A 14013-nucleotide genomic window follows, 5' to 3' on the forward strand; every position below is an offset into this window, starting at 1 on the left:
CGTGCCTGGTCTGACCGCTTGACCGTAGGCAGGGTGTGTCGTGGCTCATAGGGTTCGACCAACATCCCCAACGTCGGAGGTGCGTGGAATGCGGGCCAACTGCGATGTCATGGTCATCGGTGCCGGGTTCAGCGGCCTGTACGCGGTGCACAAGCTGCGCGACGAGCTCGGGCTGAGCGTCCAGGGCTTCGACCGCGCGGGCGGGCCCGGTGGTACCTGGTGGTGGAACCGCTACCCGGGCGCGCGCTGCGACATCGAGTCGGTGCACTACTCGTACTCGTTCTCCGACGAGATCCAGCGTGAATGGCAGTGGACCGAACGGTTCCCCGCGCAGCCGGAGATCCTGTCCTACCTGGAGTTCGTCGCGGACAAGCTGGACGTCCGCCGGGAGTTCGCGTTCGCCACCACCGTGTCGTCCATCGTGTGGGACGACGAGGCCAAGACCTGGACCGCCACAACCGACAGCGGCGAGACGTGCACCGCCCGGTTCGTCATCGCGGCCAGCGGCAACCTGTCCGTGGCGAAGGCCCGCTCGGAGTTCCCCGGCCTGGAGGACTTCCCCGGCGAGGTGTACGCGACCAGCACCTGGCCGCACGAGGGCGTCGACTTCACCGGCAAACGGGTCGGGGTGATCGGCACCGGCTCGACCGGCATCCAGGTCATCCCGGAGGTCGCGCGGCAGGCCGAGCACGTGACGGTCTTCCAGCGCACCCCGAACTACGCGGTGCCGCTGCGCAACGCCCCGGTCGATCCGGACCAGCAGCGGTGGAACTCGGAGAACTGGCGCACGATCCGCGCGAAGTCCCGGGACCGTTTCCTCGGCGCTCCCTACGAGATGCCCGAGCCCAGTGCGCTGGCCGCGTCGCCGGAGAACCGCCGCGAGCGGTACGACCGGCTCTGGGCGGAGGGCGGGTTCCGGATGGTCGTGTCCAGCTACGGCGACCTGCTGACCGACGAGCGGGCCAACGAGACCGCCGCCGAGTACATCCGGGAGAAGATCCGCGAGCGGGTCACCGACCCGGTGATCGCCGAGCTGCTGTGTCCCGACGACCACCCGTACGGCTCGAAGCGTGCCGCGCTGGAGACCGACTACTACCTGACGTTCAACCGCGACAACGTCGACCTCGTGGACGTCCGCTCGGCGCCGATCCAGGAGGTCACCGCCACCGGTGTGCGGACCAGCGAGGGCGAGTACCCCGTCGACACGATCGTGCTGGCCACCGGTTTCGACGCGGTCACCGGGCCGCTGGTCAACCTGGGTCTGGTCGGGCGTGACGGCGCGACGCTCGCACAGCGGTGGGCGGACGGGCCGAAGACGTACCTGGGTATCTCGGTGAGCGGCTTCCCGAACCTGTTCACCATCACCGGGCCGCAGAGCGCGGTCGCGCTGTACAACAACCCGCTGGCCATCGAGGACCACGTCGAGTTCGCGGCCGCCGCGATCAAGCACGTCCTGGACTCGGGGGCCAGCACGATCGAGACGAACCCCGAGGCGGAGCAGGCCTGGCACGCCGAGGTCGAGGGCATCCTGCACCTGACGCTGCTGCCCAAGGCGAACTCCTGGTACATGGGCGCGAACGTGCCGGGCAAGCCGCGTGCGACGTTCGTGTTCGCCGGTGGCGCGCCGCTGTACCGGGCGATCTGCTCGGACGTCGTGGCCAACGGGTACGCGGGCTTCTCGATCGGGGACGCCCCGGCGGGCCCGGTGCCGCCGATGGTGCAGCTCGACCCGGCCGTGGCGATGGTGGTCGGCGCGATGCTGATGCAGGACATGAAGCCCCTCGAAGACTGCACCCTGGAGGAGACCAGGGCGGCGATCGAGGGTTTCACCGCGATGCAGAAACCGGCGCCGTCGAGCGTGCGGGTCGTGGAGACCGGCTACGCCGCCGATCGTCCGGCGCGGATCTACATCCCGGAGGCCGAGGGGCCGCTGCCGGTGATCGTCTACCTGCACGGTGGCGGGTTCATCGCGGGCAGCCTCGACATGTGTGCCGCACCGTGCGCCGCGCTCGCCGAGGAGCTGGGTGCCATCGTGGTGACCCCCAGCTATCGACTGGCTCCCGAGGCGCCGTTCCCGGCCGCGACCGACGACACCTACGCGGCGCTGTGCTGGACCGCCGAGACCATCGCCGAGCACGGCGGTGACCCGGAGCGGATCACCGTCATGGGGGAGAGCGCCGGCGGCCAGCTGGCGGCGGTCGCCGCACAGCGGGCCCGCGACGAGAACGGGCCCCGGCTGGTGGCGCAGGTCCTGCTGTACCCGACGATCGACGCCGAGGCCGACACCGAGTCGCGGGTCACCTACGCCGCCGGGCCGGTGCTCAGCATCGACGCCGGGCGTGGCATGTGGTCGGCCTACCTCGGTGATCTGTCCCGCGCGAGCTCGCCGCTCGCGTCGCCGAACCGGGCCGAGTCGCTGGCCGGGCTGCCGCCCGCGCTCGTGCTGTCCGCCGAGTGCGACCCGCTGCGCGACGAGGGCGAGGCGTACGGGCGCGCGCTGGAGGCGGCGGGTGTGCCGACCTGCGTCACGCGTCTCGGCGGCATGGTGCACGGCGCGTACAACATGTCCGCCTACGTGCCCAGGGTCGCCGAGTTCAACAGCTCGGTCGCCGCGTTTCTGCAGCCGCTGCTGGCCCGGACCCGCGCAGCCGTCTGACAACGACCCGTGAGTGTTTTGGGCTGCTCTGGCAGCCCAAAACACTCACGGGTTCTAGATGACGGGGACGGCTCGGGGCAGGTAGTTGTCCGCGTCGCCGCCGACCACCTCGGGCGGCAGTATGCCGGGGACGCCGTGCGGCACACCGAGCTCGACGGCGCTGACCTGGTCGATGCGGGCGCGCTGCTCCGGTGTCAGGTGCACGTCGAGCGCGGTCAGGTAGTCCTCCAGCTGGGCCAGGTTGCGCGGGCCGATGATCGGGATGTGCGTGTCGGCCGGGCCGGCGTTCTCCCGCAGCCAGGCCATGGCGACCTGAGACGCGCGCGCTCCGGTCTCCTCGGCGACCTTCAGCACGGCGTCCACGACGGCGGTCTTCTGGTCGGTGTCCTCGGTGTGGACCAGGCGCTGCCAGTCGGTCAGCCTGCCCTTGTCGCTCGTGCGGTACTTGCCGGTCAGCAGCCCACCGCCGAGCGGCGACCACAGCGCGACGCCCAGGCCGAGCGCCCTGGCCATCGGCAACAGCTCGCGGTCGGCGGTGCGTTCGACCAGGCTGTACTCGACCTGGACGCCGATCAGCGGCGCCCAGCCGCGTGCGTCCGCCGTCGCCGAGGCCCATGCGATCCGCCAGGCCGGGAAGTTCGACAGACCCGCGTGCAGGATCTTGCCCGCGCTGACCAGGTCGTCCAGTCCGCGCAGGATCTCCTCGAGCGGCGTGACGCTGTCCGGATGGTGCACCCAGTACAGGTCGATGCGGTCGGTGTCGAGCCTGCGCAGGCTGTCCTCCACCGCGCGGACCATGTTCTTGCGGCTGTTGCCGGTCGTGGACAGGGTGTAGGGCGGCGGGCTGTTGGTGTATTTGGTGGCGACCACGAAGTTGTCCCGGTCCGCCTTGAGGAACTCGGAGAGGAACTTCTCCGATTCGCCGTTCTGGTAGCCGTCGGCGGTGTCGATCAGCGTTCCGCCCGCTTCGGCGAACCGGTCGAACACTGCACGCGACGCGTCGAGGTCGGCGCCGACCCCCCAACCCGTGCCGAAGTTGCCCGCGCCCAGTGCGTACTCCGAGACCCGCAGACCCGTGCGCCTGCCGAACGTCGTGTATCTCATCGCCTGCTCCCTCGAGCCGTAGTTTGCTCCTTTCTACCAGCTAAGTTGGATTCTCGTACTCAGTGGGTTCTCAACCGGGCGGCGGCCGATAGCGACGCCGGGTCGACGCGCCGACGGCGGTCAGCACCACGGTCACCGCCGCCGCGATACCGAACAGCTCCGGGTAGGCGAACCGTTCGGCCAGCGGCGCCGCGAGCAGCGACCCGATGGCGCTGCCGATGAACAACGACGCCGCGAACAGCGCCACCGAGGTGCCCCTGGCGCGCGGCACGACGGCGGTCGCCCAGGTCTGCAGTGACGAGTGCAGGAACGACCAGCCGGCGCCGAGCAGGATCGCGGCGCAGCCGATCCCGACGGGCGACTGGCTCACCGAGGCCGAGAGGAAACCGAGACACATGAAACCGCCGCCGTAGATCATCAGTTGCCAGGTCGGGGTGGACAGCCGCTTCAGGATGCGGGAGAACCCCATCGTCCCGACCCCGTACAACGCGATGACCAGCCCGGCGACGCTCGCGCTGTAGCCCCGGTGCTCCAACGCGGGAGCCAGGAACGTGAAACAGCCCAGCAGGACGGCGCCCTCGACGAGCGCGAGCGAGTACAGCAGCCAGGCCCAGCGGGTCCGCAGCACCGTCGCCAGCTGTCGCAGCGGATGACCGGGCGCGGTGCCTGTCGTCGGCTCGGGCACGGTGCGCAGCGTGACCGCCAGTGTCGCCGCCATGAGCGCGGGCAGCGCGAACACCAGCCGCCAGCTGACCAGCACCGCGAGCCCGCCCGCGATGACCGTGGCGAACGACGTGCCGAGCGCGACCGAGAGCTGCAGGTCGGACAGCACGTGCTGCCGGATCGCCATCGGCACCGTGTCGCCGAGGTAGGTCATCGAGGTCGGGATCACCGCGCCGAAGAACGCGCCGGTCAGCACCCGGAGTGCGACGAGCAGCGGCAGCGACGGCGCGAGCGCGGACAGCACCCCGCACACGGCCGCCGCCGCGAGCGTCACGCGCATCAGCTTCACCCGGCCGTAGCGGTCCGACAGCATGCCCCACACGGGCTGCGCGCAGCCGTAGGACAGGAAGTACCCGCTGGCGACCAGCACCGCCGACCCGAGCGGCACCCCCAGCCCGACGGAGATGGCCACGAGCATCGGCGTGACCGCGAACCGGTCGAAGCTGCTCAGAAAACTGGCCAGCACCAGCCCCCGAGGCACCCCGGCCGGTTTCGGCCGCCCCTCACCACCACTGTCGACCACCAGCCGAACAGTAGATCTCCCCACCCGCTCGTGCGCACACCGCACACCTCGCGTCCACGCCGCGCACCCGGCGGTGAGGCCGCGGACCTGGTGGTGAGGCCGCAGACCTGGCGGTGAGGCCGCGGACGTGGCGGGAGGGTGCGCGGCGTGGACGCGCGCCGGCGGCCTCTCGGTGCACGGGCTGCCGGCCGGATGCCGGAATGCGCCCGCGCGCCCGCTGACCGCACCTCGCAGAGCTTCACGTCGCGTCGCAGACACTGCAGTGTCTGCGACGCGACCTCAGGGTCTGCGAGGTCGTCCAGGATCCTCCGGACGGGTCAGGGGCGGTGCGCCTCGATCAGCCAGGTTGCCGAGTCGTAGCGGACGCCGTCGGTGGCCGTGTGGTGGGCGGCCATGTCGGCGCGCAGGGCGGCCAGCGCGCCGGCCTTCGTGTCCGGGTCCAGGTCGTCCAGCAGGAAGGCGAGCTGGCCCGAGATGAAGCGGCACGCGTCGTCGGGGTCGGGGCCGAAGTACATCGGCGCGCGCAGGTCAGTCAGCCGGATGTCGTCGAAACCGGCCGAACCCAGCAGGCCGTGCACGACGTCGGGGTCGCTGAGCGAGTTCGGGCCGGGCGCGCCGGGCGGTGGCACCGGCAGGTCGCGACCCGCCGCCGCGATCGGCCTGAACGTGCGTTGCCACTCGTTGTGCTCCGGCGACTGCCAGGTCAGCAGCACCAGCCGGCCGCCGGGGCGCAGGGCGCGAGCGATGTTGCCGAACGCGGCGGGCGGATCGCCGAAGAACATCGATCCGCACCGGCTCAGCGCCACGTCGAACCGCTCGGCCGCGAACGGATGGACCTGCGCGTCACCTTGCTCGTAGGTCACGTTGCCGAGCCGCTCGCGCTCGGTCAGCCGGCGGGCCAGCGCCAGCATCGGGGAGGACAGGTCGACGCCGAGCACCGAGCCGGAGGAGGCGCGGCGCGCGGCGTCGCGGGTGGTGAGCCCGTTGCCGCAGCCGATGTCGAGGACCGTGTCCGCGGGCTCGACGGCCGCCGCGTCGAGCAGCGAACCGTGGTAGCCGGCGAGGCCCTCGTTGTAGCGGTCGGCGTTCGCCGCCCAGTACTCGCCGGTCCGGCCGTCCCACCAGTCGCGCTGCTCGACGTTGGAGTCGTGCACGGCCAGGTCGTCGCTCATCGGTCCCCTTCGGTCGGTTCGGCGGCCAGCAGACGCTGCGCCGTCGCCACCAGGAACGCCCGGTGCGCCTGGCGTTGCTCGGTGCTCGCCGCATCCTCGCCGGTGATCATCTCGGCGAGCTGCGGGACGTACAGGGTCCATTCGGCGAGCCCGATGAGCAACAGCAGGATGCGCTCGGCGGGCAGCTCGCGGGTGATCAGCCCGGAGCGCTGCGCGGTCGCGATCACCGAGACCTTGGCGGCGTAACCGCTCGCGCGCTGCGTGAAGTTCGGCGCCTGTCGTGGCGTGAACGACAGCGCTTCCCACTGCACCAACCGAACCAGGTGTGGGTGGGCGGCGCAGTAGTCGAACAGCTCGCCGACGAACTCGCCGATGGTGTCCTCACGCAGCTCGACCGCCTGGGCCAGCTGTTCCAGCTCGTTCGCCAGTACCAGGCTGAACAGCTCGGACTTGTCGCCGAACTGCTCGTACAGGGTGCGCTTGTTCGCCCGCGCGCGGTTGGCGATGCGCTCGACGCGGGCGCCGGCGATGCCGTGCTCGGCGAACTCCTCGACCGCCGAGTCGAGCAGGCGTCGACGAGCATCCGAAGAGTCCCTGGGCATCGTGAACGAGTATGTCATTCCGAAACAGGCTTGTACCGAACCGTTCGGTTCGTTACCTTCCTCGCCGTGACGAGCGACAAGCAGTTGACCAGGCGAGGAATGTTGGTGGGCTCGGCGGGCGTGGTGGGCGCCGTGGGCCTCGGTGCGGTGGCCTGCGCGTCGGCGGCCCGCACGACCCGCCGGCCGCCGACTAATGCGGGCGTGAGCCTCCGCTGGTGGGGCAACAACGCCTGGGAGATCACGTTCGACACCACCACGATCCTGATCGACCCGTGGGTCACCCGATTCCACACCGGCACCTACTCGCCCGAGGGCAGCGACCCGAACACGCCGCTGAGCTGGAACCCCGACCTGGTACACCGCTGTTTCCCCAAGGCCGACACGGTGCTGCTGACCCACGGCCACTTCGACCACCTCACGGACGTACCGCTGGTCGCCGCGCACACCGGCGCCACAGTGCTCGGCACCGAGTCGCACCTGAACATGCTGCGTGCACTACGTACGACCGACGGCGTCCAGGCACCACCCGACCAGCTCGCCACGGTGACCGGCGGCGAGCTGTACCAGTACCCGGACTTCACCGTCCAGGTGCTCCGATCGGTGCACAGCGCAACCGGCAAGCGCCGCCAGGTGCCGTTCCCTGGCACCCGCCCCGGCCCCCAGCCACCCGCTGTCCGGACCATCTCGGACCTGGTCGACGGAGGCACGCTCGGCTACTTCCTGACGATCGGCGACCGGTTCCGCATCTTCGCCCTCGGCACCGGCAACTACATCCCCGAGGTCGTCGACGGGCTGCGTCCGGACCTGGCGATCGTCCCGACCGGCGGCGGCTCCATGCCCGACTACGCCAAGCGCCTGCTCGACTGTCTGGGCCACCCGCGTTTCGTCGTGCCCACCCACTGGGACGACTTCGACCTCCCGCTCACCGAGCCGGCGAAGGACACCGGCGGCCTGACGACGCTGCGCGACGCGGTGTCGGCCGCCAGCCCGGCGACCGAATTCATCCTCCTGGACCACCAGCAGCAACACACCTTCTGATCCGCCGTAGGCTGCGACCCCATGAGCGACTCCGCGCGGATCACTGTCTCTCGCACGATCGCGGCTCCGGTGGAGCGGGTGTTCGCGCTCCTCGCCGACCCGGACCGCCACCCCGACATCGACGGCTCCGGGATGGTGCGCGGTTCGCGGACCCACACCGTGCTCACCGACGTCGGCGACGTGTTCACCATGGACATGTACGTCGAGCAGCTCGGCGAGTACCAGACCGACAACGTGGTGACCAGCTACCAGCGCGACGTCGAGATCGGCTGGTCGCCGGGACCGGCCGGCCGGCCCCAGCTCGGTCACACCTACACCTACGCGCTGCGCCAGAACGGCGACGACCTCACCGACGTGACGTTGAACTACGACTGGTCCTCGGTGACCGACGAGCGGGTCCTGCCGATGCTGCCGTTCGTCTCGGCCGACCAGCTCGGCTCGAGCCTCGCGCTACTCGCCGAGGTTCTCGAAAAGCCCTGATCAGCCACACTGTCCGGCGAACCTGGGCGCGGGTGCGGGCGGCGGTCCGAGCACCATCGAGTGGACGATGCTGCGCACGGCCGGGCGCATGATGGTGTGCTCGAAGTCGCGGCGGGGCAGCGCGAGCTGACCGGCGAGCAACCCGTTGATGACGTTGACGAGCTGCGCCATGTCGGTGCGCGGGTCGCCGGACCCGAGCGCGCGCAGCGTCTCCTCGGTGATGTCTGCGTAGCCGCGGCCCCATTCGGCGAACACGCTGCGCAGCCGGGGTTCCCGGGCGGAGGCCACCTGCAGTTCGAGAGCCGCGATGCCGAGGTCACGGTCGGTCCGCAGCTGGTCGAGGAAGAACGTGCAGAGCATGTCGGCGAACCGGGTCGGGCGGTCGGCCATCGGCTCGAACCGGGGCCAGTCGGAGCGCAGCCGTTCGATGCACAGGTGCGCCAGGTACTCGAGGGTCTGCTCGATGAGCGTCTCGCGGGACCCGAAGTGGTGGATGACGGCGCCCGCCGCGGCGTTGGCCTCGGTGGTGACCGAGTGATGACTGACGGCGCTGACGCCGTCCCTGGCGATGATGCGCAGCGCCGCGCAGATCAGCTCTTCGCGCTGCTGGGCGCCCCGTTTGTTGCGCTGGCCGGCGGTGTCGCCGTCGGGGAGGCGCAGGTGGACGGACACAAGATCATCTTAACTCGTGCGGAATCCACCGAACCGTGGTAGCGCCGCGCGCCGACGACCGGCAGGCTGCTATCGGCGGTCACCGCGCCGAAGTTTCCTCGATTCTCCCCCGCCGGGGATGTCCGGATCGCGGCCCGGGCTTCGACGTCCCCGATGTCACACCGAGCAGAGGAGCGGAAGATGAAGTACTTGATCATGGTCTACGGGTCGCAGCGGGACTACGACAGCATGAACGGGAGGTCGGTCGATGGCAGCCCGGTCTGGACCCAGACCGAGGTCGCCGCGTTGCACGAGTTCATGGGGACCTTCACCAAGGAGCTGGAGGCCTCCGGTGAGCTGGTCGACGGCCAGGGCTTGACCGACCCGGTGCACGCCAGGCGCATCCAGCTGCGCGACGGGGCGCCGGTGGTCACCGACGGGCCGTACCCGGAGACCGAGGAGGTGCTGGCCGGATTCTGGATGGTGGACTGTGTCAGCTTCGACCGCGCGACCGAGCTCGCCGCCAAGGTCGCCCGCTGCCCGTCGCCGAGCTGGATGCGTGCCGAGCACATCGACGTCCGACCGGTCTACGACGGCGCACCGGTCGACTGACGCATGGAGCCCGCATCCGTCGAGGGCCTGGTGCGCGACCTCGCGCCCCAGGTCCTCGGCGCGGTCGTGCGGCGTTACGGCCACTTCGACGCGGCCGAGGACGCCGTGCAGGAGGCGTTGCTGGCGGCCGCCGTGCAGTGGCCGCGCGACGGCGTCCCCGACGATCCGAAGGCGTGGCTGATCACCGTCGCCGCGCGGAGGCTGACCGACCTACTGCGCGCTGACCAGGCACGACGGCGCCGCGAGGACGCCGTCGCGGCCAGGGCACTTCCCGAACAGTGGTGGGCCCCGGCGGCCGACCGGGCACCCGAGCCGAGCGACGACAGCCTGACGCTGATGTTCCTGTGCTGTCACCCGGCGCTGTCGCCGTCGTCCCAGATCGCGCTGACCCTGCGCGCGGTCGGCGGCCTGGGTACCGGTGAGATCGCGCGCGCGTTCCTGGTGCCCGAAGCCACCATGACCCGCAGGATCAGCCGGGCCAAGCGGGGCATCGTGGACAGCGGTGTCCCGTTCGGCCCGCCACCGGTGGCGGAGCGGGACCAGCGGCTCGCCTCGGTGCTGCACGTCCTGTACCTGATCTTCACCGAGGGCTACACGGGTACGTCGGCGGCGAGCCCGCGGCGCGGGGACCTGACCGGCGAGGCGATCCGGCTGACCCGCCTGCTCCACCGGCTGCTGCCCGAGGATGGTGAGGTCACCGGTCTGCTCGCGTTGATGCTGCTCATCGAGGCCCGCCGGGCCGCGCGCACGAGCGCCGACGGGGCACTCGTCCCGATGGACGAGCAGGACCGGGACCGGTGGGACACCGAACTGATCACCGAAGGCGTCGCACTGGTGACCGAAGCCCTCGGCGGCGGGGTTCCCGGCGAGTATCAGCTACAAGCCGCGATCAACGCGGTCCACGACGAGGCGCCGAGCGCCGAGAAGACCGACTGGGCACAGATCGTCGCCCTGTACGAGCTGCTCATGCGGCTGCGGGACAACCCGGTCGTCGCGTTGAACCACGCGGTCGCGGTCGCCATGGCACGCGGGGCGGAGGAGGGGCTCGCCCTCGTCGCCCGGCTGGCCGGCGATCCCCGGCTCGCCGACGACCACCGTCTGTTCGCGGTCCGAGCGCACCTGCTGGAACGCAACGGCGACCACGCCGAGGCCCGCGACCAGTACCTGGCGGCAGCCCGCCGCGCAACCCACGCCCCCCACCAGCGCTACCTGAACACCCAAGCATCCCGCCTCCCTTCGTGAGTGGCAAGGACGCCTACCGCGAAGCGGCGCCGAAGGCGTAGGCGCTCGGAGCACTCACGACAGCTTTTCCGTCGTGAGTGATCCGGGCGCCTATAGGCGCCCTTGCCACTCACGAGTCGACGGCGAAGCCGAGATGCCTTGGAGCCGGGTACGGGCTAAGCCGGGTACGGGGCCGTGGTCCCGACCGCGTGCCAAGAGTGCACTGCCCCGGGGTCCCTCGTGAGTGCTGAGGGCGCCTATAGCCGGTCTACGCACTCACGACGAAAAGCGTGTCGTGAGTGCGTAGAGCGGCTACCGCTTCGCGGCCCCTGCGGGGTAGACGCCCTCATCACTCACGAGGGGGCTTGGCAGGGTAGGGGGTATGACGGTTCGCCAGGCATTGACTGAGGATCTTGACGCGATCGGTGAGATCTATGCCCATTACGTCAGGCATAGCGTCACCACGTTCGAGCTCGACCCGCCGGATCGCCAGGCCTGGCGTGCGCGGTTCGACGCCGTGACAGGCGCGGGCCTGCCGTTCCTGGTTGCCGAGCTCGACGGCGCGGTGGCCGGCTACGCCTACTGCACGCCGTGGAAGCCGCGTCCGGCCTACCGGGGGACCGTGGAGAACTCGATCTACGTCGCGCCGTGGGCGACGCGGCGCCGGGTCGGCGCAAAGCTCCTGGACGCGTTGCTCGTCGCCTGCCCGGAGGCCGGTGTTCGTGAGGTGATCGCGGTCATAGTCGACAGCGGCGACCCGTCGTCGGTCGAGCTGCACCGGCGGCACGGATTCGTCGAGGCTGGACGGCTGGCGAAGGTGGGGATCAAGCACGGCTTCCAGCTGGACACCATGCTCTACCAGCGCAGCATCGGCTGACGCCGCGATGTCGTCCGCGTTCGGAGTGTCGGGGTGACGGCGTCGGGCCGACCGCTACCATGATCCGAAACTGAGAAACCTAAGAGGCTGTAAAAGCGTCGCGATCGGGCACCCCTGTGCCGTTACCATCTGGCCGAGTGGATCTTCATGGTGATCGCGAACGCTAGAACGATTGAGTAAGCAACCGGATCTTCATGTAACGATCCGGGTGTCACTATCGACTCACCAGAGGCAGCGGGACCGGCTCACAGGTCCCGCACAGGTGGATTGAGGAGCTGGTTGGTGCTCGAGCCGCAGAGGCTCGGCAAGTCGGCGTCGGCTGATGGGTCGACGTACCGCCATCGAGGGGGTGGGGGATGAGTCAGCGTGTGTCGTGGTCGGCTACCGGCCCGCACGAGCCGGTCACCGTGCCGGAGCTGTCCTCCGGTGACGTGCGTTTCGCCGATCTACTCACGGTCGAACTGAGTTCGCCCTACTCGGGCAGCCCGGTCCCGGAGCAGTTCCTCAAGCAGACCCGCGCCCGTTCGTGGTCCCGTGCCGAGTTCCAGGTCCCGAAGCTGGCCCGCTACAACCGGCTCAACAAGGTCAACTCCCGGCTCGTCACCGCCGAGCGCGGCCGCCGCCTGCCCGACCTGCCGCTCAAGGCGATCGGTCGCTGGCTGGTCGGGCTGCTGACGCTCGCACTCGTCGCCGCGCTCGTGGTGCGGGGCGTGCGGATCATCGTCGGCGACCCGTCGCTGTGGCGGGGGATCGCGCAGATCTCCGGCCTGATCGCGCTCGGCATGCTGGCCGTCTCCGCCGTCGGCGGCGTCGCGCTGCCGGCCTCGGTGGCGAAGCGGTTCAGCCGGTCGCAGATGTCGAAGGCGCACGGTTACGTCGGCGTCCTCGGCGTCGTGTTCACCGCCGTCCACCTCGTCTCGGTGTTCGCCACCAAGGAGCTGGCCATCGGCTGGGTGCAGCTCGTCGTGCCGTTCACCCGCGAGGCCGGACGCGTCGCGCAGGCCTGCGGTGTCGCCGCCGTTTACCTGATGCTTGCGGTCGTCATCACCTCCGCGCTGCGGCGCAAGCTCTCGTGGCGCTGGTGGCGGCGCGTGCACCTGCTCGCGTTCCCGCTGTTCGCGTTCGCGCTGGCGCACACCGTCCTCGCCGAGTGCTGGAACGAGCCCGACCTGATCCCGATGGCGATCGCCGCGACGATCCTGCTCGGTTGTCTACTGCAGTTCCGCAGGCGGGCCGGGCTGCAGCCGGCCGGTACCGTCGCGCTGCGCAGCAAACCGCCCGCTCCGGCGCCGAAGAGCGGCGGCGGGGACATCACGATGATGTTCGCGGTGCCGACGGCCAAGACTCTCGTGCCGGTCGCACCTCCCGTGGTCGAGACCTGCACGCTGTCGCTGCTCATCTCCCAGATCACCTGGGAGGCCGACGGGATCATGTCGCTGTGCCTGACCTCGCCGTGCGGCGGCCAGATCCCCGAGTGGGAACCGGGCGCGCACATCGACGTCGCGCTGCCCTCCGGCGGAATCCGCTGCTACTCGCTGTACGGCGACCCGAGCGACCGGTACTGCTACCGCATCGCCGTGTTGCGTCAGGACACCGGTCGGGGCGGTTCCGGCGAGCTGCACGAGAAGATCCGGATCGGCACGCAGCTGCCGGTCGGCCCGCCGCGCAACGCTTTCCGGCTGGAACCGGCCCCGTCCTACCTGCTGCTCGCCGGCGGGATCGGTATCACCGCGCTGTTGCCGATGGCCAGGGCGATCGACCGGCAGGGCGCGTCCTGGCGGCTGATCTACGCGGGCAGGTCACGGCCGAAGATGGCGTTCATCCGGCAGGCCATGGCGATGGGCGGCTACCAGCGGGTGGACATCGTCGCGCAGGACGAGGTCGGGCGGCCCGATCTGCCGGCCCTGATCGCCGGCCAGGCGCCGGGCACGGCCGTGTACTGCTGCGGGCCGAACTCGATGGTCGAGGACGTGCAGAAGCTCGTCGAGACCCGGCCGGACCTGACGTTGCACACCGAGCGGTTCGCGCCGAGCCTGCCTCAACTCGATCCGGCGCAGGCCGACGCGCCGCCGCTGACGGTGGAGCTGCGCCGGTCGGGGACGTCGGTCGAGGCCGCGCCGACCGAGACGCTGCTGGAGGCGGTATCGCGGGTCGCTCCGCAGATCGCCGGTGGTTGCGGGCAGGGAATCTGTGGTCGCTGCAAGGTGACCGTCGTCGACGGTGTGCCGGACCATCGGGACCGGTTCCTCACCGAGGCGGAACGCGATTCCGGGCAGATGTTGCTGTGCGTCTCCCGGGCACTCGGCGAGAAGCTGACACTGGATCTTTAACCGTCGCGCAAAGAATGTGTCGAA

The 14013-nt window shown here is 70.3% G+C and carries 12 protein-coding genes; 7 read left to right on the top strand and 5 right to left on the bottom strand.

Features of this window, described 5'->3' with window-relative positions; genetic code table 11:
* Window positions 1-88 precede the first annotated feature (88 nt).
* Window positions 89-2656 carry a flavin-containing monooxygenase gene (locus G406_RS0140295; protein ID WP_028938262.1) on the top strand — a complete coding sequence of 856 codons (2568 nt, stop codon included), beginning with the start codon at window positions 89-91 and terminating at the stop codon, window positions 2654-2656.
* Window positions 2657-2710: 54 nt separating this feature from the next.
* On the opposite strand, the gene G406_RS0140300 is transcribed toward G406_RS0140295, so the two are convergent.
* From G406_RS0140300 to G406_RS0140315, 4 genes are all read right to left on the bottom strand, one after another.
* Window positions 2711-3760 (bottom strand): aldo/keto reductase, encoded by a 1050-nt coding sequence (locus tag G406_RS0140300; protein ID WP_028938263.1) that lies wholly within the window; start codon window positions 3758-3760, stop codon window positions 2711-2713.
* 70 nt (window positions 3761-3830) lie between these two features.
* Window positions 3831-5006, bottom strand: a complete 1176-nt coding sequence (locus G406_RS52855) for an MFS transporter (RefSeq protein ID WP_156935418.1) — start codon at window positions 5004-5006, stop codon at window positions 3831-3833.
* A 317-nt stretch (window positions 5007-5323) separates the two neighbouring features.
* On the bottom strand, window positions 5324-6178 hold the full coding sequence (locus G406_RS0140310) for a class I SAM-dependent methyltransferase (RefSeq protein ID WP_028938264.1): 855 nt from the start codon (window positions 6176-6178) through the stop codon (window positions 5324-5326).
* Complete coding sequence (locus tag G406_RS0140315) at window positions 6175-6780, bottom strand: TetR/AcrR family transcriptional regulator (protein WP_028938265.1); 606 nt, start codon at window positions 6778-6780, stop codon at window positions 6175-6177. Before G406_RS0140315 ends, G406_RS0140310 begins: the two co-directional genes overlap by 4 nt.
* A 66-nt stretch (window positions 6781-6846) precedes the next feature.
* Here G406_RS0140315 and G406_RS0140320 point away from each other — a divergent pair, with 66 nt between their 5' ends.
* Together G406_RS0140320 and G406_RS0140325 are read left to right on the top strand one after the other, a co-directional pair.
* On the top strand, window positions 6847-7818 hold the full coding sequence (locus tag G406_RS0140320; protein WP_245607394.1) for an MBL fold metallo-hydrolase: 972 nt from the start codon (window positions 6847-6849) through the stop codon (window positions 7816-7818).
* A gap of 21 nt (window positions 7819-7839) precedes the next feature.
* Complete coding sequence (locus tag G406_RS0140325; protein ID WP_028938267.1) at window positions 7840-8298, top strand: SRPBCC family protein; 459 nt, start codon at window positions 7840-7842, stop codon at window positions 8296-8298.
* On the opposite strand, the gene G406_RS55060 is transcribed toward G406_RS0140325, so the two are convergent.
* Entirely contained in the window at window positions 8299-8970 is a 672-nt protein-coding gene (locus G406_RS55060) for a TetR/AcrR family transcriptional regulator (RefSeq protein ID WP_028938268.1), read from the bottom strand.
* Between the two features lie 180 nt (window positions 8971-9150).
* Here G406_RS55060 and G406_RS0140335 point away from each other — a divergent pair, with 180 nt between their 5' ends.
* The 4 genes from G406_RS0140335 (at window position 9151) to G406_RS56385 (ending at window position 13989) form a co-directional block, all read left to right on the top strand.
* Window positions 9151-9561: a YciI family protein gene (locus G406_RS0140335; RefSeq protein WP_028938269.1), complete on the top strand. Its 411-nt coding sequence runs from the start codon at window positions 9151-9153 to the stop codon at window positions 9559-9561.
* Window positions 9562-9564: 3 nt separating this feature from the next.
* The gene (locus G406_RS0140340) at window positions 9565-10803 is read left to right on the top strand and encodes an RNA polymerase sigma factor (protein WP_028938270.1); all 1239 of its coding nucleotides are present in this window, start codon (window positions 9565-9567) and stop codon (window positions 10801-10803) included.
* A gap of 361 nt (window positions 10804-11164) precedes the next feature.
* Complete coding sequence (locus G406_RS0140345) at window positions 11165-11659, top strand: GNAT family N-acetyltransferase (RefSeq protein WP_028938271.1); 495 nt, start codon at window positions 11165-11167, stop codon at window positions 11657-11659.
* 356 nt (window positions 11660-12015) lie between these two features.
* Window positions 12016-13989: a 2Fe-2S iron-sulfur cluster-binding protein gene (locus G406_RS56385; protein WP_051343332.1), complete on the top strand. Its 1974-nt coding sequence runs from the start codon at window positions 12016-12018 to the stop codon at window positions 13987-13989.
* The last annotated feature ends 24 nt before the right edge of the window (window positions 13990-14013 follow it).

Source organism: Actinospineispora spinosispora DSM 44797, from assembly GCF_000429025.1.
Lineage (GTDB): Bacteria > Actinomycetota > Actinomycetes > Mycobacteriales > Pseudonocardiaceae > Pseudonocardia > Pseudonocardia spinosispora.